This window comes from Pseudomonas sp. A, assembly GCF_056270345.1.
The window spans coordinates 2,391,756-2,414,164 of record NZ_CM149873.1 but is presented as its reverse complement, the minus strand read 5'-3'; the positions used below and the strand labels follow the sequence as shown (position 1 = coordinate 2,414,164).

At 57.1% G+C, this 22,409-nt stretch carries 22 protein-coding genes and 1 pseudogene; 8 read left to right on the top strand and 15 right to left on the bottom strand.

Annotated features, from left to right (window positions below; all coding sequences use genetic code 11):
* Positions 1–59 precede the first annotated feature (59 nt).
* Positions 60–1,235: an MFS transporter gene (locus AC0MAZ_RS10925; protein ID WP_475861105.1), complete on the top strand. Its 1,176-nt coding sequence runs from the start codon at positions 60–62 to the stop codon at positions 1,233–1,235.
* A 4-nt stretch (positions 1,236–1,239) separates the two neighbouring features.
* On the opposite strand, the gene AC0MAZ_RS10920 is transcribed toward AC0MAZ_RS10925, so the two are convergent.
* Positions 1,240–2,001 (bottom strand): SDR family oxidoreductase, encoded by a 762-nt coding sequence (locus AC0MAZ_RS10920; protein WP_232856418.1) that lies wholly within the window; start codon positions 1,999–2,001, stop codon positions 1,240–1,242.
* A gap of 176 nt (positions 2,002–2,177) precedes the next feature.
* Here AC0MAZ_RS10920 and AC0MAZ_RS10915 point away from each other — a divergent pair, with 176 nt between their 5' ends.
* Positions 2,178–3,179, top strand: coding sequence for an NADP-dependent oxidoreductase (locus tag AC0MAZ_RS10915; protein WP_232856419.1), 1,002 nt, complete (start codon positions 2,178–2,180; stop codon positions 3,177–3,179).
* A 100-nt stretch (positions 3,180–3,279) separates the two neighbouring features.
* On the opposite strand, the gene pyrF is transcribed toward AC0MAZ_RS10915, so the two are convergent.
* Positions 3,280–3,981 carry an orotidine-5'-phosphate decarboxylase gene (gene pyrF / locus AC0MAZ_RS10910; protein WP_232856420.1) on the bottom strand — a complete coding sequence of 234 codons (702 nt, stop codon included), beginning with the start codon at positions 3,979–3,981 and terminating at the stop codon, positions 3,280–3,282.
* 182 nt (positions 3,982–4,163) lie between these two features.
* On the opposite strand from pyrF, the gene AC0MAZ_RS10905 reads away from it, so the two are divergent.
* Positions 4,164–4,331, top strand: a complete 168-nt coding sequence (locus tag AC0MAZ_RS10905; protein WP_139672785.1) for a DUF2897 family protein — start codon at positions 4,164–4,166, stop codon at positions 4,329–4,331.
* Positions 4,332–4,377: 46 nt separating this feature from the next.
* Here the strand turns inward: AC0MAZ_RS10905 and AC0MAZ_RS10900 are convergent, their stop codons facing one another.
* Positions 4,378–4,707 (bottom strand): ComEA family DNA-binding protein, encoded by a 330-nt coding sequence (locus AC0MAZ_RS10900; RefSeq protein WP_475861102.1) that lies wholly within the window; start codon positions 4,705–4,707, stop codon positions 4,378–4,380.
* Positions 4,708–4,887: 180 nt separating this feature from the next.
* Between AC0MAZ_RS10900 and AC0MAZ_RS10895 the strand changes: the two genes are divergently transcribed.
* From AC0MAZ_RS10895 to AC0MAZ_RS10875, 5 genes and pseudogenes are all read left to right on the top strand, one after another.
* Positions 4,888–5,670, top strand: a complete 783-nt coding sequence (locus AC0MAZ_RS10895) for a metallophosphoesterase (RefSeq protein ID WP_475861101.1) — start codon at positions 4,888–4,890, stop codon at positions 5,668–5,670.
* Between the two features lie 52 nt (positions 5,671–5,722).
* Positions 5,723–6,769, top strand: coding sequence for an acyltransferase family protein (locus AC0MAZ_RS10890; protein ID WP_475861099.1), 1,047 nt, complete (start codon positions 5,723–5,725; stop codon positions 6,767–6,769).
* A 103-nt stretch (positions 6,770–6,872) separates the two neighbouring features.
* A complete protein-coding gene (gene tnpB, locus AC0MAZ_RS10885) occupies positions 6,873–7,232 on the top strand; it encodes an IS66 family insertion sequence element accessory protein TnpB (protein WP_252090641.1) in 360 nt (119 codons plus the stop codon).
* A gap of 18 nt (positions 7,233–7,250) precedes the next feature.
* Positions 7,251–8,783 (top strand): IS66 family transposase, encoded by a 1,533-nt coding sequence (gene tnpC, locus AC0MAZ_RS10880; protein WP_475860792.1) that lies wholly within the window; start codon positions 7,251–7,253, stop codon positions 8,781–8,783.
* 126 nt (positions 8,784–8,909) lie between these two features.
* Positions 8,910–9,077, top strand: a pseudogene (locus tag AC0MAZ_RS10875) (transposase domain-containing protein); the annotation flags it as partial.
* 30 nt (positions 9,078–9,107) lie between these two features.
* On the opposite strand, the gene tnpC (AC0MAZ_RS10870) reads toward AC0MAZ_RS10875, so the two are convergent.
* The 12 genes from tnpC (AC0MAZ_RS10870) to AC0MAZ_RS10815 all read right to left on the bottom strand — a co-directional run bounded on the left by tnpC (AC0MAZ_RS10870) (position 9,108) and on the right by AC0MAZ_RS10815 (position 22,394).
* The gene (gene tnpC / locus AC0MAZ_RS10870; RefSeq protein ID WP_475858570.1) at positions 9,108–10,640 is read right to left on the bottom strand and encodes an IS66 family transposase; all 1,533 of its coding nucleotides are present in this window, start codon (positions 10,638–10,640) and stop codon (positions 9,108–9,110) included.
* Positions 10,641–10,658: 18 nt separating this feature from the next.
* Positions 10,659–11,018 (bottom strand): IS66 family insertion sequence element accessory protein TnpB, encoded by a 360-nt coding sequence (gene tnpB, locus AC0MAZ_RS10865; protein WP_009687920.1) that lies wholly within the window; start codon positions 11,016–11,018, stop codon positions 10,659–10,661.
* 216 nt (positions 11,019–11,234) lie between these two features.
* Complete coding sequence (locus tag AC0MAZ_RS10860; protein WP_475861097.1) at positions 11,235–13,259, bottom strand: polysaccharide biosynthesis protein; 2,025 nt, start codon at positions 13,257–13,259, stop codon at positions 11,235–11,237.
* Between the two features lie 57 nt (positions 13,260–13,316).
* Positions 13,317–14,327 (bottom strand): MraY family glycosyltransferase, encoded by a 1,011-nt coding sequence (locus tag AC0MAZ_RS10855; protein ID WP_475861095.1) that lies wholly within the window; start codon positions 14,325–14,327, stop codon positions 13,317–13,319.
* A complete protein-coding gene (locus AC0MAZ_RS10850) occupies positions 14,324–15,289 on the bottom strand; it encodes a UDP-glucose 4-epimerase family protein (protein ID WP_475861408.1) in 966 nt (321 codons plus the stop codon). The genes AC0MAZ_RS10855 and AC0MAZ_RS10850 overlap by 4 nt, the downstream gene beginning before the upstream one ends.
* Positions 15,289–16,542, bottom strand: a complete 1,254-nt coding sequence (locus tag AC0MAZ_RS10845; RefSeq protein WP_475861094.1) for a glycosyltransferase family 4 protein — start codon at positions 16,540–16,542, stop codon at positions 15,289–15,291. Before AC0MAZ_RS10845 ends, AC0MAZ_RS10850 begins: the two co-directional genes overlap by 1 nt.
* A 14-nt stretch (positions 16,543–16,556) precedes the next feature.
* Complete coding sequence (wecB, locus tag AC0MAZ_RS10840) at positions 16,557–17,687, bottom strand: non-hydrolyzing UDP-N-acetylglucosamine 2-epimerase (protein ID WP_475861092.1); 1,131 nt, start codon at positions 17,685–17,687, stop codon at positions 16,557–16,559.
* 28 nt (positions 17,688–17,715) lie between these two features.
* A complete protein-coding gene (gene wbjC, locus AC0MAZ_RS10835; RefSeq protein ID WP_475861090.1) occupies positions 17,716–18,822 on the bottom strand; it encodes a UDP-2-acetamido-2,6-beta-L-arabino-hexul-4-ose reductase in 1,107 nt (368 codons plus the stop codon).
* Positions 18,823–18,825: 3 nt separating this feature from the next.
* Positions 18,826–19,860 (bottom strand): polysaccharide biosynthesis protein, encoded by a 1,035-nt coding sequence (locus tag AC0MAZ_RS10830; RefSeq protein ID WP_139672811.1) that lies wholly within the window; start codon positions 19,858–19,860, stop codon positions 18,826–18,828.
* Between the two features lie 35 nt (positions 19,861–19,895).
* Entirely contained in the window at positions 19,896–20,678 is a 783-nt protein-coding gene (locus tag AC0MAZ_RS10825; protein WP_088851836.1) for an AglZ/HisF2 family acetamidino modification protein, read from the bottom strand.
* Between the two features lies 1 nt (position 20,679).
* Positions 20,680–21,294 (bottom strand): imidazole glycerol phosphate synthase subunit HisH, encoded by a 615-nt coding sequence (gene hisH, locus AC0MAZ_RS10820; protein ID WP_475861089.1) that lies wholly within the window; start codon positions 21,292–21,294, stop codon positions 20,680–20,682.
* On the bottom strand, positions 21,291–22,394 hold the full coding sequence (locus tag AC0MAZ_RS10815) for an N-acetyl sugar amidotransferase (protein ID WP_475861088.1): 1,104 nt from the start codon (positions 22,392–22,394) through the stop codon (positions 21,291–21,293). The genes hisH and AC0MAZ_RS10815 overlap by 4 nt, the downstream gene beginning before the upstream one ends.
* Between the last annotated feature and the right edge of the window lie 15 nt (positions 22,395–22,409).

Below are 22,409 nucleotides of genomic sequence, written 5' to 3'. Positions count from 1 at the left end.
AGCACCGCTGCCAAGGCCGATGCTGCCAGTCACCGTCACTGCCTTGCGGATCCGTCCCGATGCCCACTCGTAATGCCCCTGCCCTGCTGGCTTTCGCCCTGTGCCTGATCACCCTCGCGGTGAACCTGCAGGCCCCGCTGTACATCACCTACGCCGACCTGTCCGGGCAAGGCGCGGCGGCGACCGCCGTGGCCTTCTCCGGCTATGTGCTCGGCGTGCTGCCGGTGCTGCTGGCCCTCGGCGGCCTGGCCGACCGGGTAGGTCGGCGCCCGCTGATCCTGGTCGCGCTAGCCCTGTCGATGGTCGCCACGCTGCTCATGCTGCTGGCGCCGAGCCTGCAGATGCTGGGCTTGGCGCGCCTGTTCCTGGGCCTGGGCACAGGCCTTGCCTCGGCCACCGCCACCGCCTACATGAGCGAACTGATGGCGCCGGATGCCAGTGGCCGCGCCGCCACCTGGGTCACCGCCAGCACGTCGCTCGGTTTCGGCCTGGGCGCGGCACTGACCAGCCTGTTCCTGCTAAGCGGGCCGACCCTCACCCCCGGCAGTTTCCACCTGCAGCTGGTGCTGGCCGCCGTCGCCCTGCTGCTGGTCTGGCGCCTGCCCGACCCTCGCCCGGCGCAGCGCAGCGCCATGCTGCGCCTGCCCTGCTACCCCGCCGGCAGCCTGGCCTACGGCCTGGCGATCCTTCTGGCCTGGGCCTGTGTCGGGCTGGTCATCGCCCTGCTGCCGGGAATCCTGCGTCAGCATGGGCTGAGCGCCTGGTCGGGGTTCTCGACCTTTTGCGTGATCAGCTGCGGCTTGCTGTTCCAGCCGCTGGCGCGGCGCCTGGCCAGTGCCCAGGCGACCTTGCTGGGGCTGCTGATCCTGCCGTGCAGCTACGCGCTGCTGGCCTGGGGGGCTGACAGCGGCAATCTGCTGGGTGTGCTGCTGGGCGCCGTGGCTGCGAGCAGCGCCTGCTATGGCTTTATCTACCTGGGCGGATTGGCGGCGGTGAACGAGCAGGCCGGGAGCGAGAAGCCCCGGGCCAGTGCCGGGTTCTTCCTGCTCGCCTACCTGGGGTTCAGCCTGCCGGTGATCTTTACCGGATTGCTCAGCGATCGGCTGGGATCGCGCATGGCGCTGGAAGTGTTCGGCGGCGTCCTGCTGGTGGGCTGTGCCGCCGTGGCATTGGGCCTGTGGAAAACCTCGCGGGCCTCTTCGCGGGTAAACCCGCTCCCACAGGGGTCGAATTAGTCGGTCAGATCGCTAAGGCGCCGCCATCGACAGTCAGGCTGTGCCCCGTCGTGAACGCCGCGCCATCGCTGCACAGGTACAGCACCGCGCTAGCGATCTCCTCGACCTTGCCGATGCGCCCGACCGGATGCATCGCCGCGGCAAACTCGGCCTTGCGCGGATCGGCCTCGTAGGCGCGGCGGAACATGTCGGTATCGATCACCGCCGGGCACACCGCGTTGACCCGAATGCCCTTCTTCGCATACTCGATGGCCGCCGACTTGGTCAGGCCGATCACCGCATGCTTGGATGCCGCATAGATGCTCATCTTCGGTGCCGCCGACAGGCCGGCCACCGAGGCCGTGTTGACGATGGCGCCGCCGCCCTGGGCCAGCAGCAAGGGCAGTTGGTACTTCAGGCACAGCCACACACCCTTGACGTTGACCCCCATGATCGCATCGAACTCCGCCTCGCTGCCCTCCGCCAGCCGCCCCTTCTCGATCTCGATACCGGCGTTGTTGAAGGCGTAGTCGAGGCGGCCATAGGCCTTGATGACCTGCTCGTGCAGCTGGCGCACGTCACTGTCACGGGTGACGTCGCAGGCGACGAACAGCGCCTCGCCGCCAGCCTGGCGAATCAGCGCCACGGTGGCTTCGCCCCCGCTCGCGTCACGGTCGGCCACCACCACCTTGAGCCCCTCGGCGGCGAATGCCTGGGCCGTTGCCCGGCCGATACCCGCCGCGCCACCGGTGACCAGGGCAACCTGGCCGGAGAAAGTCATGCTCATCACTGGCTCCTGCAAAAGGATGGGAAGTCGTGGCTGAGTCTAGTCAGGGCACCGCCGGGCTGGGCAGCATCATCAAGGGCACGGTTGGACTACTATCGTTCGCGGTGATCTTGCGTGACGCGGCCCATTCAACCCGCCGATCATCAGCCCCTCACACTCGTTCAGGAGAACTCGCCATGCCCCACACCAACCGCCGCTTCCTGCTGACCCGCCGCCCGGTCGGCGCCGTGCGCCGTGACGACTTCACCTACGAGCAGGTGCCCGCCAGCGAGCCGGGGGAAGGCCAGGTGCTGGTGAAGAACCTCTACCTGTCGCTGGATCCGGCCATGCGCGGCTGGATGAACGAAGGCAAGTCGTATATCCCACCCGTGGGCCTGGGCCAGGTCATGCGCGCCCTCGGCGTCGGCGAGGTGGTCAGCTCCAATCACCCGGACTACAAGCCCGGCGACCATGTCAGCGGTGCCCTTGGCGTACAGGACTACTTCACTGGCGAACCCCAGGGCCTGCACCGGATCGACCCGCGCCTGGCGCCCCTGCCCCGCTACCTGTCCGCCCTGGGCATGACCGGCATGACCGCCTACTTCGCCCTGCTCGATGTCGGCCAACCCAAGGCCGGCGAAACCGTGGTGATCTCCGGCGCCGCCGGCGCGGTCGGCAGCATTGCCGGGCAGATCGCCAAGCTCAAGGGCTGCCGCGTGGTGGGCATCGCCGGGGGCGCGCAGAAGTGCCAGTACCTGCTGGATGAACTGGGCTTCGACGGGGTCATCGACTACAAAACCGAAGACGTACTGGCCGGCCTCAAGCGTGAGTGTCCCAATGGCGTGGATGTGTACTTCGACAACGTCGGCGGCGATATCCTCGATGCCGTGCTGTCGCGCCTGAACTTCAAGGCCCGGGTGGTGATCTGCGGCGCCATCAGCCAGTACAACAACAAGGAAGCGGTCAAGGGCCCGGCCAACTACCTGTCGCTGCTGGTCAACCGTGCGCGCATGGAAGGCTTCGTGGTGATGGACTACGTCAAGGAGTACGGCAAGGCCGCGCAGGAAATGGCCGGCTGGCTGGCCAGCGGCAAGGTGAAGAGCAAGGAGGATGTGGTGGAAGGCCTGGAGACCTTCCCCGAGACGCTGCTCAAGCTGTTCAGCGGGGAGAATTTCGGCAAGTTGGTGCTGAAGGTCTGAGATCAGCAGCCAAGCGCTTTGTGGGAGCGGGCTTGCCCCGCAATGGCGATTGCCTGGACTTGCGCCATCGCGGGGCAAGCCCGCTCCCACAGTCCCTGATTCAACCGCGGATTTCAGCCACCACGGCAGCCAGCGCCTTGGCCGGATCTGCCGCCTGGCTGATCGGACGCCCGATCACCAGGTAATCGGAACCGGCGTCCAGTGCCTGACGCGGCGTCAGAATCCGGCGCTGGTCATCCTGGGCACTGCCCGCTGGGCGAATACCCGGGGTCACCAGCTGCAGCGACGGGTGCGCCGCCTTCAGTGCCGGCGCTTCCAGTGCCGAGCACACCAGGCCGTCCATGCCGGCTTTTTGCGCCAGCGCCGCCAGGCGCAGCACCTGCTCCTGCGGATCGACATCCAGGCCGATGCCGGCCAGGTCCTCGCGCTCCATGCTGGTCAGCACGGTCACGCCGATCAGCAGCGGCTGCGGGCCGCTGCGCTTGTCCAGCTCCTCACGGCAGGCCGACATCATGCGCAGGCCACCGGAGCAGTGCACGTTGACCATCCACACACCCATCTCGGCCGCGGCCTTGACCGCCATGGCGGTGGTGTTGGGGATATCGTGGAACTTGAGGTCGAGGAACACTTCGAAGCCCTTGCCGCACAGGGTTTCGACTATCCCTGAGGCGCTGCTGGTAAACAGTTCCTTGCCCACCTTGACCCGGCACAGGGCGGGGTCGAGCTGGTCGGCCAGCTTCAGGGCGGCGTCACGGGTGGGGAAATCCAGGGCGACGATCAGGGGCGTCTGGCAGGCGGACATGGGCAGGGTCTCTTGGCAAGTCGTAAACGGCGCGCATTGTAAACGAAGTGGCGCGGGGTTTGGGGGCCGCGGGTCATGAGATTTGGCCCGGGCGGGAGCGGCTCCTATAATTGAACCAACGGCTGCGGCAATGGCTCGAATGCCATGTAAGCGGTGCCCTGTACGCTTTTTGGAGAATCTCGATGCCTTGGTATGCCTGGTTGATACTGCTGGTTGCTCTCGGGTCGATTGTCGGCGGGTTGATGCTGCTGCGCGATACGGCGAAGAAGTTGCCGTTGACGGAGGAGCAACTCAAAAAGATTCATGAGCGAAATGCCGAAATGGATGCCAAGGAAGCGAAGGACCGTTAAGTCCGCTCATTCGTGGGGCAGACTTGCACACCTGCCCCAACCAGTCTCAATTGACCGTTAACTTGTCACGATTACGCTCCAAGATAGCCTTTCCGATGCCTTCGACCTCAAGTAACTCCTCTACCGTAGCGAAATCCCCATTATTGTCGCGATAGGCGACAATGGCTTCGGACTTGGATTGGCCGACCCCTGACAACTCACGCTGCAAGGTCGAGGCATCGGCGGTATTGATATTGAGTTTGCCAACAGCCTGCTCCGCGGTGACCGCTGCCGACGGCAGTTCGGCCACCATCGGCGTGTTTTGTACAGCACCGGCACCCAGGGTGAAAGAAGCAGCGATAGCCGTCAGCAAGGCGGTGAAAATATTGTGGCGCATAGGAATTTCTCCATGGTTTCTTGGGTTCGAGAAGCAGCTTTTCCTTAGCTGCTTCTCAACGCTAGACGCCAGAATTTCGACTAGCAAACTGGGACAGGCTGGAATTGCTTTCCAAATAATTCAACGAGTTGTCGCACCGCCCAGGACACCTTCCTGCGACACTTGGATACTGGTAAGATCGTGCCCCACGCCAACGCCATTGGACCAGGCGATCCTCAGAGTGCCGCCTTGCATACTCCAACCCACAGTACGTTCTTTCGCTCCTTTGCGGCCAATACCAAAGGGCGGGATTTCGTCGTTGGTGACATCCACGGGCATTTCGAGTTGCTGGAGGAGCTGCTGGCGCAGATTCATTTCCAGCCCACAGCAGACCGCATATTTGTTACTGGCGATTTAATAGATCGTGGACCTCGGTCACATGACGTCCTGACATGGCTGGACAAACCGTGGTTCCACTCGATCAGGGGCAATCACGAGCAGATGGTGCTCGATTACGTGGCTGGCGTGGGGGACCCTCCACGTCACGCACGCAACGGCGGAGCGTGGTTCTATGAGCTTGCGTCGCTGGAACAGCAGCAAATTGCCGAACGGCTGCTTGAGCTGCCCATTGCCATGCAGGTTTTTCTGCCTTCGGGAGAAAACGTCGGGATTATCCATGCCGAATCTCCGTGCTGGAAAGACGACCTGAGTTGGCCCAATGCCGTCGCATCGCTGAGCTCCCCCGATCACGAGATCCAGCGCGCGGCCCTGACCCAGGCACTATATGCCAGAGGCCGGATCAGTTCACATGACGAACAACCCATAAGGGACGTGGATCGCTTGTATGTCGGACATTCGACTACCCCTGATGTCCTGCACCTGGGTAACGTGATTTACATTGACACCGGATGCTCCTTTGCCGACGGGAGGTTGACTGCAATTAACCTGTTGAATGGCAAGGCTTGGTCCTGCCCCCCAATCTAATCAATCTATGCCTGACGGAGTCCACCTCGTGCTGCTTGGAGCCCACCAAACAATGAGACCCCTGAGCGAGAAATGTGTAACGTTTTTCGACTTCTTGAGATTTGGTCTCGCTCAAGTTGTCCTGATCGGGCACGGCATCGGAATGTTCTACAGCTACTGGGGCGGTTTCTTCCCAGATCGTATTCCGTACCTGCAGCAGATCGCCGTAGTCGGATTTTTCTTCGTCTCCGGCTTTCTGATCTGCCGTAGTGTCATGACGAACTTCAAATACAAGGGAGGCGATGCCACACACTATTTTGTAGATCGCTTTGCGCGCATCTACACGACACTGATCCCATCCTTGCTGTTTGTACTGGTGGCCGACCTTCTGTTCTCCTGCGCCTACCCTGAGGCTGCACTGCTGACCTACGTCAGTGCGAAGAACTTCATATACAACCTGGGTTTGATACCTTCAATGCCACTTGGTACTTTGCGGCCCATTTGGAGCCTGATGTTCGAGTGGTGGATTTATATACTGTTCGGCGGCCTGGTGTTCTTCCGCAAGCGTTGGTTCCTTTGCCTGATATGCATCTGGATGGGCGCCAAATACACCTTCACGGTCAATGCTCAGGGTGAGGCCGGGCACCTTGAGGTGATATGGTTTGCCGGTGCTCTAGGGGCCTTCTGGTTCGACCGCCTGACCCAGCGCACGGAAATCGCACGCTTGAGCTGGCCCGCGTTCATCGGCGCCGTCGCCATTTACCTATATACCAAAAACAGCTACCACTTGGTCGCAGGCCTGCTGATGACGCTCGGGTTGGTTCTGCTGGCAGCCAGGCAAAATAGCGATGAAAAAGCCGTAAGCCAGGTAAAGAAGCAGCGCTACGCAGCGCTGGCAGGTTTCAGCTTCACCCTGTTCATGACCCATTACACTGTCCTTTACTGGATGCAACAAGCGCTCGGTAGCACCACGATCGGCTTCCTGTCGTCCATATTGCTGGCCAACCTTCTGGCATTTGCCCTCGCCTACTGTACCGAGCGACACCACAAGACAGTTGCCGTACTTTTGCTTGAGCTCGTTCGCCGGCGTCGCTGGCGCTTGAGCCAATCCTCCAACTGACACCCAAGCAAAAAATTCGTAAGCGCTCCATGAACCCCACATTCAAAGCGCTTACCTGATCCCCGATGCTGTGCTCCCGATTTCTTTCTGGAGCTCGCCGACCATGATGCGACCCGACGCCAAAGTCGAAAAAGTGTACCTCTACCCCAAGCCCGTCGACTTTCGAAAATCCATCGATGGCCTGGCCGCGCTGGTCGAACTCGATATCAAGGTGGCGGTGTTCGACCCGGTGCTTTTCGTCTTCCTCAACAAGCCGCGCAACCGCGTGAAGATCCTGTATTGGGAGCGCAACGGTTTCTGCCTGTGGCTCAAGCGCCTGGACTCCGAACGGTTCAAAACTTCACCCGATCCGACTGACGTCGCCATCGTCCTGACCGTCCAGGAACTGAACTGGCTACTCGATGGCTTCGACCTCTGGCGTAACCGTCCGCATCAGGTTTTGACCCCTCGTTTCGTCGCCTGATTCGGTATAATCCGCGGCATGATTTCCATGCCCGAAACCCTCCCTGCCGATCCTGTTCTGCTCAAGCAACTGCTTGAGCAGATGATCGACGAGCGCGCGTCCGACAAAGGCAAGATCGTTCATCTCGAAGAGGAAGTTGCGCTGTTGCGCCAGCGCTTGTTCGGGCGCAAGACCGAGCAGACGGGCGATGCGGCGGCACCACAATTGCCTCTCTTCAACGAAGCGGAAAGCCTGGCCGAACCCTTGGATGAGGCTGGCGACGAAGAAGTCGTTGCGCCGACCAAACGCCGTGGCAAGCGCAAGCCGCTGCCAGCTGATTTGCCGCGTATCGAAGTTGTCCACGAACTGCCCGAGCATGAACTGACCTGCGCTTGCGGCTGCCGCAAACATGCCATCGGTGAAGAAGTCAGCGAACAGCTTGAAATCGTCCCGATGCAGATTCGCGTCATCAAGCATGTGCGCAAGGTGTACGGCTGCCGCGACTGCGAGTCAGCGCCCATGACGGCGGACAAGCCCGCCCAGGTGATCGAGAAAAGCATGGCCAGCCCGAGTGTGCTGGCTATGCTGCTGACCACCAAATACGTAGACGGCTTGCCGCTTCACCGCTTCGAAAAAGTGCTGGGGCGTCACGGTATCGATATCCCGCGCCAAACCCTGGCACGCTGGGTGATTCAATGCAGCGAGCACTTTCAGCCGCTGCTGAATCTGATGCGCGAAAGCCTGTTGAACAGTCGGATCATCCACTGTGACGAAACCCGCGTGCAGGTGTTGAAAGAGCCGGGTCGTGAGCCCAGCAGCCAATCCTGGATGTGGGTACAAACCGGCGGCCCACCTGATCGCCCGGTGATCCTTTTCGACTACGCCACCAGCCGAGCGCAGGAGGTGCCCATGCGCCTGCTGGATGGCTATCGCGGTTATGTCATGACCGACGATTACGCCGGTTACAACGCACTGGCCACACAGAACGGCGTGGAGCGGTTGGGCTGCTGGGCGCATGCGCGGCGCAAGTTCGTCGAAGCGCAGAAAGTGCAGCCCAAGGGTAAAACCGGGCGTGCAGATATCGCCCTGAATTTGATCAACAAGCTGTATGGCATTGAGCGCGACCATAAGGACAGCAGCGATGAAGATCGCAAGCTGGCCCGCCAAGCGCGCAGCCAACCGGTGCTGACTCAGCTGAAAAACTGGGTAGAGAAAACGCAACCTCAGGTCACGACGCAGAATGCCTTGGGCAAGGCCATCGGTTACTTGGCCAGCAACTGGAGCAAGTTGGAACGCTACGTCGAGCAGGGTGACTTGCCGATCGACAACAACGCCGCCGAGCGTGCGATCCGCCCGTTTGTGATTGGCAGAAAGAACTGGTTGTTCAGTGACACGCCCAAAGGTGCCACTACCAGCGCACAACTTTACAGCTTGGTAGAAACGGCCAAAGCCAACGGCCAAGAACCCTATGCGTGGCTGCGCCACGCACTGGAACGCCTGCCGCAGGCGTGCTCAGTGGAAGACTACGAAGCGCTGCTGCCGTGGAATTGCACGCCTCAAATACATAGCTAAGTACTCTGCCCATCGTTGGCTAGGTGGGGTTCATGGAGCGCTTACGTTTATGGAGCGCTTACATTGCACGCACAGCATCGGGGATCAGGTAAGCGCTTTGAATGTGGGGTTTATGGAGCGCTTACGGTAGAAACGGCCAAAGCCAACGGCCAAGAACCCTATGCGTGGCTGCGCCACGCACTGGAACGCTTGCCGCAGGCGTCCTCAGTGGAAGACTACGAAGCGCTACTGCCATGGAATTGCACACACAGCATCGGGGATCAGGTAAGCGCTTTGAATGTAACCGATCCATGAACCCCACCTACCGCAAGGTGGGAACCAAGGTTACCGTGGCACCTCTGGCGAACAGTTCCATGGCAGCAGCGCTTCGTAGTCTGCTACTGACGACGCATGGGGCAGTCGCTCAAATACGTGGCGCAGCCATGTATAGGGCTCTTGGCCGTTGGCTTTGGCGGTTTCGACCAAGCTGTAGATCCGAGCGCTGGCCGTGGCTCCCTTGGGCGTGTCACTGAACAGCCAAGCCTTGCGCCCGATCACAAACGGCTTTATGGCCCGCTCTGCCAGGTTGTTGTCGATCGGCAGGTGGCCCGCCTCGACGTAGCGCTCCAGGCGGTTCCAGTTGTTTGCCAGGTAATGCACCGCCTTGCCCAGTACGCTTTGCAGTGTCACTTGCGAGTGTGTCTTGTCGAGCCAACTTTTCAACTGCTCGAGGATCGGCAGGCTTCGTTCCTGACGACCAATGAATCGCTGTTCATCGCTGGCATCCTTGAGGTCGCGTTCGATGCCATACAATTTGTTGATCATCGCCAGCGCGACATCGGCGCGACCGGTCTTGCCCTTGGGCTGCACTTTCTGCGCCTCGACGAATTTACGGCGGGCGTGCGCCATACACGCCAGTCGTTCAACGCCTGGCTGTAACCCCAAAGCGTTATAACCGGCGTAATCATCGGTCATCACGTAGCCGCGATAGCCCTCCAGCAGGCGCAGCGGCACATCCTGCGCGCGGCTGGTGGTGTAATCGAACAGCACAACTTGTCGATCAGGCGGGCCACTGGCCTGCACCCACATCCAGGATTGAGTGGTCGGATCACGATCCGGCTCTTTGAGCACCTGCACTCGTGTTTCGTCGCAATGAATCACCGGGCTTTCCAGCAGGCGGTCACGCATCAGGTTCAGCAGTGGCTGGAAGTGTTCGCTGCACTGGATGACCCAGCGGGCCAGGGTTTGCCGAGGGATCTCGATGCCATGTCGGTTCAGCACCGTCTCGAAGCGGTGCAGTGGCAGACCATCAACGTACTTGGTGGTCAGCAACATGGCCAGCACGCTGGGACTGGCCATGCTCTTTTCGATCAACTGGGCCGGCTTGTCAGCAGTGACCGGCGCGGCTTCGCAACCATGGCAGCCATAGACTTTGCGCACGTGTTTGAGCACACGGATCTGCATCGGCACGATGTCGAGTTGTTCGCTGGTTTGCTCGCCAATCACATGCTTGCGGCAACCACAGGCGCAAGTCAGTTCGTGCTCAGGCAAGTCATGAATGACTTCAATACGTGGCAGGTCGGCCGACAGTGGTTTGCGTTTGCCGCGTTTTTTGGTTGGCGCAACAACTTCTTCGTCGGCATCATCAGCGGCAGGTACCCACTGGCTTTCGGGTTCGTTGAACAACGCCAGTTGGGGTGTGTTGGACTCGACGGTTTGCTCGGACTTGCGATTGAACAGTCGATCGCGCAGCAGCTTGACCTGTTCTTTAAGATCGACGATCTGGCCTTTATCGACCGTGCGCTCGGCCAACAACTGCGTAAGCAGTAGTTTGAGCGCGTCAGGGTCGTCAGGAAGGTCATCGGGTACTGAAATCATGTCCCGGATTATACCGGGTCAGGCGACGAAACGGGGTGTCAAAACCTGATGCGGACGGTTGCGCCAGAGATCGAAACCGTCGAGGAGCCAATTCAGTTCCTGGACGGTCAGAACGATGGCTTCGTCGGTGGCGTCGGGTGAGGTTTTGAAACGCTCGGCTTCGAGGCGCTTGAGCCAAAGGCAGAAGCCGTTGCGCTCCCAATACAACACCTTGATGCGGTTGCGGGCTTTATTGAGGAAGACGAAAAGTACGGGGTCGAATACCGCGACTTTGATATCCAGCTCGACCAGCGCGGTGAGGCCGTCGATGGACTTTCGAAAGTCCACGGGTTTGGGATAGAGGTAGACTTTTTCAACTTTGCTGTCGGGGCGCATCATGACTTGCGGGCTCCAGAAAGAAATCGGGAGCGCAGCATCGGGCGTCAGCTATTCAGTTGGAATGTGGGTTTCATGGAGCGGATACCTTTGAATGTGGGGTTCATGGAACGCTTACCTTTGAATGTGAGATTCATGGAGCGCTTACGCCCATCTTTGGTTAGGTGGGGTTTATGGAGCGCTTACAAAAATTCCCGGCAAATGCCGGGAATTTTCAAGTCAGGGGTCCAGTCGCCGCTGCTGATAGATCCAGTCAACAATCTCTCCATCCGGGGTATAGCCACTGACCGTTTCACGCAACAGCTGCCGAACGTGGGCATAGTCATCGCCCTTGACCGCACTCTGCAACTCGTCGAGCCGCTCTTTCAAGACATCCCAGGACAGATAGTCCTCATGAGCACTCATGATCATGGGATGGCGCGTGGCCACAACGTTGTCACCGATCAGCAACTCCTCGTAGAGTTTTTCCCCGGGACGCAGCCCCGTAAACTCAATGGCAATATCACCATGAGGGTTGCGCTCAGAGCGCGTGCTGAAGCCGGACAGATGAATCATCTTTTCCGCGAGTTCGACGATCCGTACCGGCTCCCCCATATCCAACACAAAGACGTCCCCACCCTGCCCCATGGAGCCGGCCTGAATGACCAGCTGTGCAGCTTCCGGAATGGTCATGAAATAGCGAGTAATCTTAGGATGGGTGACCGTCAATGGGCCACCCGCTTTGATCTGCCTGTGAAACAGCGGAATAACCGACCCAGAAGAGCCCAGCACATTGCCGAAGCGAACCATCGTGAAACGGGTCTTGTTGACGTGCGATACATTAGCGGTATCGCCAAACAACACCGGAGCCAGCTCACGGCTAAGCGCCTGTAGCGTCATTTCCGCCAAGCGCTTGGTACTCCCCATGACATTGGTCGGGCGTACAGCCTTGTCGGTGGAGATGAGCACGAAGTTCGAGACTCCGGCCTGCAAAGCAGCCTGCGCAGTATTCAAGGTACCAATGACATTGTTCAGCACGCCTTCAGCGATGTTGTGCTCGACCATTGGTACATGCTTGTAGGCCGCGGCGTGATACACCGTGTCGACACGCCAGGCTTTCATGATGTCAAGCATCTGAGCCTGATTGCGCACCGAACCGAGAAATGGCAGCAGCTTGATCGCCAGCGACTCTCTTGCGATGCGTTGCTCCAGCTCGGAGAGAATACTATAGAGGTTGAATTCACTGTGTTCGAACAACAACAACACACGAGGTTTCAGGCCAATAATCTGTCTGCACAACTCTGATCCGATCGAACCGCCGGCTCCAGTCACCATGACCGACTGACCAGCAATACAACGTTCCAGCAGGTCAGCCTGCGCAGGGACCGCATCGCGCCCCAGCAAGTCGGCGATGTCGACCTCCTGGATGTCGTCAAGCTTTACCCGACCGCTGGCAAGATCCATGAACCCTGGGATGCTACGAACATGCAAGGGAAAACCCTCGAGAAAGCCGAGAATTTCCCGACGCCGCCCCCGTGTTGCCGAGGGAATGGCCAGGAGAATTTCCTGCGCCCCAGTGTGATCGATCATCCGCTGTAAATGACGTGGCTTGTAAACCTGCAACCCTGAAATCACGCGATCCGCAATGCTACTGTCGTCATCTATGAAAGCCACTGGGCGCATTACCTTGCCAAGGCGCAATGCGGCTACTAACTGGTTGCCCGCCGCACCAGCGCCATAAATCGCTACTTTGGGCAGGCCATCATCACGACTGGTGAAGGGTACATGCTGCGCCGCAGTGAACCAGTCACCCAGAAAGTATTGCCGCATAGCCAGCCGCAAACCACCTACCATCACCAGGCTCAACCACCAGTAGTTGAAAATGATCGAGCGCGGCACCACGTTCTGGTGATTGCTGTACCAATAGACGACAACACCCAGGATCAGTGAGGAAAGGCTGACAGCCTTGATGATGGCAATGAGGGCATCATTCCCGAAATAACGCATGACCGCGCGGTACATGCCAAAACGGATAAACAAAGGGACAGCGACGATTGGCGCACTGGTGAACAGCCAGAAGTGGTCCTTGATGGGGTTGGCCATTTCGTCGATACCTAGACGCACGACAAACGCCAGCCACAACGCAACCCAGACCAATATGACGTCAGTCGACACCTGCAACAGGCGCTTTTGACGACGTGGCAAGCCCACTAGAAATGCCCGCAACCTATCCATAACCCCCTCGAACACCTTTGCTGCTCCCATAATTATCTACAGCTGTAACCAGATACGGGCTGCACACTGGCATCACGTGAATCTGTCTCACTCCAGCGCACCGGCTCGATAGCGGACAGCTATCACAACCAGCGGTACATAAGCGATCACCACGCCCAGCGCACCATCCAAGTCCAGCAGGATGACGCACATGGCGATTGGCAACAACCAGAACAGATTCAGCCCACCCACCGCCAGTGTGACAGGGAGATGCTTACCGTACCGCCGCGAGGCAAACTGGTAGGCGTGACTGCGATGCGCCTCATAGACCCTATCGCCTCGGGACAGGCGACGAATAAGTGTATAAGTGGCATCGACGATGAATACACCAAGCAAAATCAGCCAGCACCAAAACAGTTGTGAGGACGTCCAAGCCGCCTGCAACGACAGCACGCCCAGGGCAATCCCGAGAAACCCGCTCCCCGCATCGCCCATGAAAATGCGTGCAGGCGGGAAGTTCCAGTATAGGAAACCGACAACCGCCATGGCCAGCAGCAATGGCAACATCACCAACTGCTCGAACCCTGCGAGCCAGTAAAGCAGGCACGCGCCCAGGCAGGCACAAATAGCCTCGACGCTGGCGATGCCGTCGATACCGTCCATGAAGTTGTAGAGGTTCAATATCCAAACCAAGTAGAAGGCAGCAATCCCCCCCCCGAACCAGCCAAGATCGACTTGCACCCCAAACACATGGACAGCTGGAAAGCCCCCCAACCAGACCAGCGCCCAAACTGCCGCCAGGAAATGCCCGAGCAATCGCCAACGGGCAGCGATATGGCCGTGGTCATCCATGAATCCAATGACTGCGATCAGTGCACCAGACCCGCCCAAAGCACCCAGCACGCTCATCTGCGCGCTGCCTCCCGCGGCCAACACCACCAGCGCAACAAGAAAGGCAACCACGATCGCAACACCGCCACCTCGTGGCGTCGGAACGGCATGTGAACTGCGCGCATTTGGAATATCAATGATACTTCTGGCCAGTGCGTAGCGTCGTAAAACAGCAGTCAACGCCAAAGACAGCACCGCGACCAGTGGAATCAGCCATCCTAAAGTCATTTTTTTGTTTTTTCCTGATAGTCACGAGCAGTCAGAGCGAGTGCTTCTTCAACACTAAGCGGCGGCTTCCAGCCCAGCAGCGAACACGTTTTTTCAATATCGACTTGAAGTGAGCCACACAAGCGCTGCGACAGGGAATGCTTGCCCAGCACAACCGCGCCCACCTCCAGGAGACGACTGGGGACAGGCAGCAGTCGAGCAGGTCGCCCCAGTGCCTTGGCCATGCGGCGAAGCAGCGCGGAAGTCGAAAGATCCTCTGCGTCACTGACCAAAAACGTCTGGTTCGCAGCCGCAGGGTGATCCACGCAAGTAACCACAAGATCGGCCAGATTACCCAACGCCACCAAGCTGCGACGGTTATCGATCGCGCCGAAAGGCAGAGGTACCCCTTTGTCCAGCCAACGCATCATGGCCAGGAAGTTGGCTTTGACCCCCGGCCCATAGACCAAGACCGGGCGGATAATCACTACCTCCAACCCGACTTCCCGAGCCAAAGCCCGCAGCCCCTCCTCCGCCTCCATTTTTGAAACACCATAGGGATCTACAGGAGCTGGCAAGTCATCAGCGGTATAGGGGCTGCCCTTGGGCGTACCCTCACCATTAACCTTGATAGAACTTACGAAGACAAATCGCCTGACCCCAGCTGTCGCAGCTTGCCGTGCTAGCCTCAACGTCCCCTCGACATTGACCTTGCGAAAAGCTGCCAATGGGTCGCTCTCTGTATCGTTCATTACGTGAACACGAGCAGCAGAGTGAATGACGACGTCCACACCGGCAAGCGCAGCATGCCAGTCGGTAACACCGTCCAGAGACTCAATGCAGACCGGCACCACGCGAGGGTCCAGTTGCATTGGGGGCTGACGAAATGCCGCAACCACGGACTGCCCCTCGGCGAGAAGCAACTCAAGAATTGCGTTGCCCACAAAACCGGAAGCCCCGGTCAACAACACGGTATGCGACATCATTTCCCTGCCTTGCGTAGGGTAGCTTCACAAAAAAGAGTTTCCAGGCGCGCCATCAACTTAGGCTTGGAATAATGCTCCAGGTAATACTCCCGCCCGGCCTCGCCCATCTGCCTGCGCTGCGCACTCGGAGTGCAGGCAAGGTCACTGACAATCCGGGCAAGCCCCTGGGCATCACCGGAATCACAGGCAAAGCCGGCACCAGACTCGTGAATGACCCGGGCTGCCTCACCGTTGATCATCCCCAGCAGCGGCCGTCCAGAAGCCAGGTATGCCTGAACCTTGCCTGGGATAGTCTTCTGGAATACATCGTTGGTCTTCAATGTGACCAGCAAGGCATCGGCCTGGGCGAACAGCGCAGGCATGGCCTCCAGAGGGTGACGGCCAAGCAATCTCACGTTGTCCAAGCCACGTGCCTGCACTTGCTCAGCCAGCCAGGCACTCATGCGCCCATCACCAACGATGGCCCAGCGGACCGAAGCTTCACCGCGCAGTGCCTCGGCGGCATCCAGCACTGCCGGGAAATCCTGAGCCTCCCCCAGGTTACCGGCAAAAACCACAGTAAATACCGACGGATCTGACTCCAGCAAACTACTAGTAACAGTCCCTGGCACAGAGAAATCGTCCTCGGCCCAACTGGGAAAGTACACCAGACGCTCATCAGCAATAGGACGTGTACAGTATTGCTTGACGTTCTCCAGAAACCCATGGGACTGCAAAAGCAAATAATCGGTGCGGTTATAGATCCATGAAACCATTCGTCCAACCAGTGACAACAAACGCGGGTTGCGGAGAACGCCGACCGCCCTGAGAGTTTCAGGCCACAGATCCAGTACCCAGACAAATACTGGGGCTTGCTTCAGACGCCCGATCACAATGGCAGGTATTGCCGCCATGATCGGCGATACGGCGTAGACGAACAGGACGTCGAACTTTCGACCACGCAACTTGAACGCGCCTACCGTGGAGGCACTTAGGAAAAACGAGGCGTAGTTCATGATCAACCGAAGACTGCGTTTACCACGCGACAACATCGGGACCCTGACGACATCGGCCCCGTGGTAGGACGCAAAATCGCCAGGCGATGCCCGATAGCTGGCAAATACATGGCCTTCCGGATAGTTCGGCAAACCGGTCAGTATGGTCACCTCGTGACCTTTTTCCCTCAGGTCGCGGACCAAGTCATTGATCCGCATGTTCTCCGGCCAAAAATACTGGGTAACGACTAGCACTCTCAGCTTCTTATCAGGCATGCCTACCACTCAGTTCAGTAACGCTTCCATACAGTACGGTTCACATAATCGGTATAACTATGAAGAATGCGAACAACTTTGCTCGAAACATTTGGCATGCTGTAGTCAGCCACCAGGCGCAGGCTCCGCTCATCCCCACGCGCCTGGCTATCGAGAATGCTCAAGCCCTGCAGGACCCGCTCCACCTCGAGCCCGACCATCATTACAGCTCCTTCCTCCATGCCTTCGGGGCGCTCGTGGGCCTCACGAATGTTCAGAGCTGGGAAGTTCAGGATAGAAGCCTCCTCACTGATCGTGCCACTGTCCGAAAGTACTGCTTTGGCCTCAAGTTGCAGCTTGTTGTAATCTTTAAAACCCAGAGGCTTCAACAAGCGAACATTGGAGTGGAACGTAACGCCCATGGCGTCAACACGCTTCTGTGTACGTGGGTGAGTCGACACAATGACCGGTAAATTAAACTGCAGAGCAACCGTATTCAGCACCTCAACCAGCTTCAAAAAATTTTTATCAGAATCGATATTTTCTTCACGATGGGCGCTAACAACAAAAAACTTACCCGGCTCCAAGCCAAGGCGTGCCAACACGTCCGATGCATCGATCCCCTGACGGTAATGATCAAGCACCTCGAACATCGGGCTGCCAGTCTTTATCACGCGGTCTGGCGGCAAACCTTCGCGCAAAAGATAATCACGGGCGATGGCGCTGTAGGTAAGGTTGATATCGGCCGTGTGGTCTACGATACGCCGATTGATTTCTTCCGGTACCCGCATATCGAAGCAGCGATTTCCCGCCTCCATGTGGAAAGTAGGAATTTTACGGCGCTTGGCAGGAATGACAGCCATGCAGCTATTCGTATCACCTAAAACCAACAAAGCCTCGGGATTCACCTCGGCCAACACTCGATCCACCGCAATTATCACATTACCAATGGTCTCGCAGCCGCTGCTGCCAGCAGCATTGAGGAAATGATCGGGCTTGCGGATACCCAAATCCTGGAAGAATATCTCGTTCAATTCGTAATCATAATTCTGTCCGGTATGAACAAGAACATGATCACAATGTTGATCCAGTGCACTCATCACTCGGGACAGACGAATGATCTCAGGACGGGTCCCGACGACGGTAACAACCTTCAGCTTTTTCATACAACCTCAACCTCCTGATCAATCGAAATCACGAACACACAGGCAATGCGTACGTATCCGGTTGTTCACGGTCAAAAATTTCATTGGCCCACAACATTACGATCATTTCGTCATCGCCAATGTTCGTGATGTCATGCGTCCATCCTGGAACTGTCTCGACGATGACGGGTTTCTCACCCGTTGTTTGCAACTCATAAAAATCGCCGGAAATAATATTCCGGAAGCGGAAACTGGCATGCCCCTTGATCACAAGAAATTTTTCGGTTTTCGAGTGATGATAGTGGCCACCTCGGGTGATCCCTGGATGCGCCGTGAAATAGGAGAACTGCCCCGAATCCGGTGTCTTCAACATTTCCACAAACACACCGCGAGGGTCACTGTGCGCGGGCACTTCGTAAGTAAAGGACTGCTCGGGCAAGTAGCTCAGATAGGTGGAATACAGCGCGCGCACGAGACCTGTACCCACGCGCTCGGTCACCAGCGTGGTACGGCTATCGCGAAAGGCCAGCAACTGCTCGGCAAGCGCACCCACCGTCGTCGAGTAGACAGGCTGAACCTGGGTATTTCCGTCAATGACTGCGCCATCGAGAATCGCCAGGCAATGACGTACGACATCGTCAATGTAGACCAACTCCAGAGGGGCCTGTTTATCATTGATCTGAATCGGCAGATCTCGGGCGATATTGTGACAGAAGGTAGCGACCGCAGAATTGTAGTTTGGCCGCGCCCACTTACCGAACACATTAGGCAAACGCAAGACGTGCAACTGTATTGCCTGCTGAGAAGCGAGTACCTGCAACGTATCTTCGGCAGCACGCTTACTGTTACCGTAAGCGTTATCACGGTCGGCTTGTATCGAAGAGCTATAGACTACGGGTATACATTTTCCACAATCGCGGAGCGCATCACAGAGCACTTGGGTAAAATCGCTATTACCACGCGTAAACTCGGCAGGATCCTGAGGACGGTTAACCCCCGCGAAGTGGAAAATACAGTCTGCCTCAGCCACCAAGGCTCTCAGACCGCACAGGTCATCACGCACGCAGCGCAGCACTTCAACATCCTGACGCTCTCGTAGATGACTTTCCAGGTTCTTGCCAATAAAACCATTGACACCCGTGATCAGAACCTTCATCAATCACTCCTCCGGCGTAGCGTGCTCACCACGCTGAATGGCACGAATAAAGTCCAGCTTTAACAGCAGCTTTTGCATGCCTGCGATATCAAGGCGTTCGGTGTTATGCGAATTATAGTCTTCGGTATGAGAAATTTTTTCTTCACCGTGCTCGACAAATTTGCTGTAATTCAGATCGCGCAGATCAGGTGGAATCCGGAAGTAATTGCCCATGTCTTCGGCGCACGCCATTTCTTCACGGCTCAGTAGCGCTTCGTATAGTTTCTCGCCGTGGCGAGTACCAATTACCTGGATAGGGTGATCCGGTTGGCCTATCAATTCGGCCAACGCCTTAGCCAACACTTGCACAGTCGCTGCCGGGGCCTTCTGGACGAACAGGTCACCGTTGTTACCGTGTTCAAAGGCATACAGCACCAGGTCGACCGCATCGGCAAGCGTCATCATGAAGCGGGTCATATTCGGATCGGTAATCGAAAGCGCCTGCCCCTGCCTGATCTGATCGACAAACAACGGGATGACAGAGCCGCGCGAGGCCATTACATTGCCATAGCGGGTACCGCAAATAACTGTTTTGCTTTCGTCAACGTTTCGCGACTTGGCAACCATGACCTTTTCCATCATGGCCTTGGAGATGCCCATCGCATTGATCGGATAGACCGCTTTATCGGTACTGAGGCAAACAACGCGGCGCACCTCGTTCTGGATCGAGGCCTCCAGCAAGTTCTCGGTGCCAATCACGTTGGTCTTGACCGCTTCCATCGGATGAAATTCGCACGAGGGCACCTGTTTCAGTGCTGCGGCATGGAATATATAATCGACACCACGGGTAGCATTAAGGATGCTTTGATAATCTCGCACATCGCCGATATAGAACTTTAATTTGCTGTTGGCGTAGCGCTTACGCATGTCATCCTGCTTCTTCTCATCACGGCTGAAAATGCGGATTTCAGCGATATCCGTATCGAGGAAGCGCTTGAGCACCGCGTTGCCAAAGGAACCGGTACCGCCAGAGATGAGGAGTTTCTTTCCGCTAAACATAATTATTCCCGAATTGAATGCAGACGATTCCAGCACTACCGTTGATCAAGGGCTGAAAAAATCATTTCGTCCTTTTGCCTTGCGCTCGGATAACTGATCAACACAGCTCGGTAGCTCCCTTTAAACACAAAAAAGCTACCAGCCGCGACCCCGACAACCCCACAGGCAGCAACGAGGTTATGCATGTCTTGCAAGGATCCACATCCGCCCAGAATGGTGACAGGGATATTTACATGACTTCTCAGCTGGGTAGCAAGCGTAACGTCATAACCCTTCATCCGGCCATCAAGATCGATGGAGTTTATTACAATCTCCCCCGCTCCAGCTGCCTCCATTTCTCTGGCCACATCAAGGACGCTCCGCTTGGAGTTCCGTGTGCCATTGTGTGTCCAGACATCGTGTTGCTTGCTCAACATACGCTGCTTGTGATCAAGGACCACCACGACACTTTGACTTCCGATCTCTTCGGCGATGCGAGTAACCAGGCTCGTATCTTCAATAGCCGCCGCACTGATGGCCACTTTCTCGACACCCAAAGCGATAATAGCGCGCGCCTGCTCTGGAGTATGGATACCACCACCGTAGCACAGCGGCATTCTGCACTCTGCTGCCAGATTAGCGATCTTCCGGTGATCGGGAGCACGGCCATTAACAGTAGCGTCAATATCAAGAACGATCAGCTCATCCGCTTCTTTTTCGTTGAAAATCTTTACGGCATTGATTGGATCCCCTACGTACTTTGGGTCTTTAAAACGTACTGTTTTGACTAACCCGCCGTCCTGCATCAACAGGCAGGGAATTATACGAGGCCTCAGCATGTCAGAGTTCCGCAAAATTTTTCAGAAGACCAACCCCAAAGTGATGACTTTTTTCAGGATGGAATTGGACACCGTAGACATTATCTGCCGCCACCGCACAACTAAAGCCTAACCCATACTGAGACTGTGCGATAATATGCGCAGGATCCTGGCATTCGAAATAAAAGGAGTGCAGGAAATAATAGCGAATGTGATCCTCGAGATCGTCAAATAGCGGGCACGTACCAACGGGATTGACATCATTCCATCCCATATGCGGCAAGGCCATGCGCTCCAGCCCGGCGACGGAACGAAATGAACGAACCTTCCCAGGCACCCAGCCAAGGCCCGGCAATATGCCCTCCTCACTACTATCGGCAAGCATCTGCATCCCAACGCAAATACCCAGCACCGGTACCTTATCGCGATGAACCAACGCCTCCACCTGAGTTCGCATACCCGAATCATTGAAGCGCTGCATCGCATGATCAAAGGCGCCAACGCCAGGAAGAATCAGCTTCTTCGCCCCGGCTAGCGCATCTAGATCACTCGCTACCCGCACCGGGATGTGTAAGCGCCGATAGACATTGACGAATGCTTGAATGTTGCCCAGTCCGTAATCAATGATGGTTATCATCTGAACAGCCTTCTTTCAAGCCCCAGCATATTCATTACCCGGGCGCCCATCCCGATCAAAAAGTGCTTATTCTTGTAGTCTCGGAATGTCTTGTTCTCACCTTCGAAAATAGTCTGCAGCTCCTCAACAGACAGATCCAGCTTGTTGGCGACATACTCGAATTCGCTCGCCAGAAATTGCTGATCCATCTCTGGCCTGGCAATTCGCTCAAGCGCATTTTCACGCGTCATCTGCCCTGTCATGATCAGGCTGGAGAAATGCGCACGACGCTTCTCATAGCCGAATTTTCTGGGCATCCAGTAATCTTCATAAAAACGAGTAAACCGTGACTCATGATGCTTGTGCTGGAAAGGCTGCCAACCATAAAGCTGCTCAAGCGTTTCCTCCGCTTCCCTCTTAATGTAAGGCACCAAGTTTAGTGGCCTCACAACTTGCATACCAAGTACGTACCGATAAAAAACCTTATACATCAAAATATCGACAAGTGGGAACGACCTCATTGCCCGCCCACCGAATAGCCCGTGAATACTATTGAACAAACGCTTGTCGATACCTGGGTAGCCGCCCCACTCTTCGGGCTCTCGGCAGCATTCAGTCGAGAAGTTACCACCCGTGAGCACATATTTAATCTTGTGCGAGCGTGCGAATTTATAGAGCGCCGAGAAGAACGCCGCATCCTGCGGGAGATCCTGATCAGGAATCTGAGATTTAAGAAATGCTGTTTGCAAATCTTTCATTTCTTCCCAATTGATCACCTCGGTATAGAGCTCCAGACCAAGACCATCAACCAGCTTTTCAATATTCCCCACAGCTTGGTCGGTATTCCAGCCCGCATCGACATGGAAAAGCAGCGGCCGCAAGCCCATCTTTTCTTTCGCAACGTAACTGACGTAGGAGCTGTCCAGACCACCGCTGAGCCCAATGATGCAATCAAACTCCTTGCCTTGGCCGTCTTTCTTGATCAGCTGGGCGAGGCGCTGGAGCTCTGCCTCGCCGCGCTGGTCGGTATGCCAGTTCGGCAGAATTTGGTCGTCAAAGTTTTGACAGTACTCGCAAACACCACGATCATCAAAACGGATATTGGGATCGGACGTGTCCATGATGCAACGTGTGCA

What these genes read in the sequence shown, in the direction of transcription:
- tnpB (WP_009687920.1), bottom strand. Translation starts at nt 11,018, where the DNA reads ATGATGCGCCCCGACAGCAAAGTTGAAAAAGTCTACCTCTATCCCAAA.
- tnpB (WP_252090641.1), top strand. Translation starts at nt 6,873, where the DNA reads ATGATGCGACCCGACGCCAAAGTCGAAAAAGTGTACCTCTACCCCAAG.
- AC0MAZ_RS10850 (WP_475861408.1), bottom strand. Translation starts at nt 15,289, where the DNA reads ATGTCGCATACCGTGTTGTTGACCGGGGCTTCCGGTTTTGTGGGCAAC.
- AC0MAZ_RS10830 (WP_139672811.1), bottom strand. Translation starts at nt 19,860, where the DNA reads ATGTTTAGCGGAAAGAAACTCCTCATCTCTGGCGGTACCGGTTCCTTT.
- AC0MAZ_RS10860 (WP_475861097.1), bottom strand. Translation starts at nt 13,259, where the DNA reads ATGGGAGCAGCAAAGGTGTTCGAGGGGGTTATGGATAGGTTGCGGGCA.
- AC0MAZ_RS10890 (WP_475861099.1), top strand. Translation starts at nt 5,723, where the DNA reads ATGAGACCCCTGAGCGAGAAATGTGTAACGTTTTTCGACTTCTTGAGA.
- AC0MAZ_RS10900 (WP_475861102.1), bottom strand. Translation starts at nt 4,707, where the DNA reads ATGCGCCACAATATTTTCACCGCCTTGCTGACGGCTATCGCTGCTTCT.
- AC0MAZ_RS10915 (WP_232856419.1), top strand. Translation starts at nt 2,178, where the DNA reads ATGCCCCACACCAACCGCCGCTTCCTGCTGACCCGCCGCCCGGTCGGC.
- wecB (WP_475861092.1), bottom strand. Translation starts at nt 17,687, where the DNA reads ATGAAAAAGCTGAAGGTTGTTACCGTCGTCGGGACCCGTCCTGAGATC.
- AC0MAZ_RS10925 (WP_475861105.1), top strand. Translation starts at nt 60, where the DNA reads ATGCCCACTCGTAATGCCCCTGCCCTGCTGGCTTTCGCCCTGTGCCTG.
- AC0MAZ_RS10855 (WP_475861095.1), bottom strand. Translation starts at nt 14,327, where the DNA reads ATGACTTTAGGATGGCTGATTCCACTGGTCGCGGTGCTGTCTTTGGCG.
- AC0MAZ_RS10920 (WP_232856418.1), bottom strand. Translation starts at nt 2,001, where the DNA reads ATGAGCATGACTTTCTCCGGCCAGGTTGCCCTGGTCACCGGTGGCGCG.
- tnpC (WP_475860792.1), top strand. Translation starts at nt 7,251, where the DNA reads ATGATTTCCATGCCCGAAACCCTCCCTGCCGATCCTGTTCTGCTCAAG.
- tnpC (WP_475858570.1), bottom strand. Translation starts at nt 10,640, where the DNA reads ATGATTTCAGTACCCGATGACCTTCCTGACGACCCTGACGCGCTCAAA.
- AC0MAZ_RS10815 (WP_475861088.1), bottom strand. Translation starts at nt 22,394, where the DNA reads ATGGACACGTCCGATCCCAATATCCGTTTTGATGATCGTGGTGTTTGC.
- wbjC (WP_475861090.1), bottom strand. Translation starts at nt 18,822, where the DNA reads ATGAAGGTTCTGATCACGGGTGTCAATGGTTTTATTGGCAAGAACCTG.
- hisH (WP_475861089.1), bottom strand. Translation starts at nt 21,294, where the DNA reads ATGATAACCATCATTGATTACGGACTGGGCAACATTCAAGCATTCGTC.
- AC0MAZ_RS10825 (WP_088851836.1), bottom strand. Translation starts at nt 20,678, where the DNA reads ATGCTGAGGCCTCGTATAATTCCCTGCCTGTTGATGCAGGACGGCGGG.
- pyrF (WP_232856420.1), bottom strand. Translation starts at nt 3,981, where the DNA reads ATGTCCGCCTGCCAGACGCCCCTGATCGTCGCCCTGGATTTCCCCACC.
- AC0MAZ_RS10845 (WP_475861094.1), bottom strand. Translation starts at nt 16,542, where the DNA reads ATGCCTGATAAGAAGCTGAGAGTGCTAGTCGTTACCCAGTATTTTTGG.
- AC0MAZ_RS10905 (WP_139672785.1), top strand. Translation starts at nt 4,164, where the DNA reads ATGCCTTGGTATGCCTGGTTGATACTGCTGGTTGCTCTCGGGTCGATT.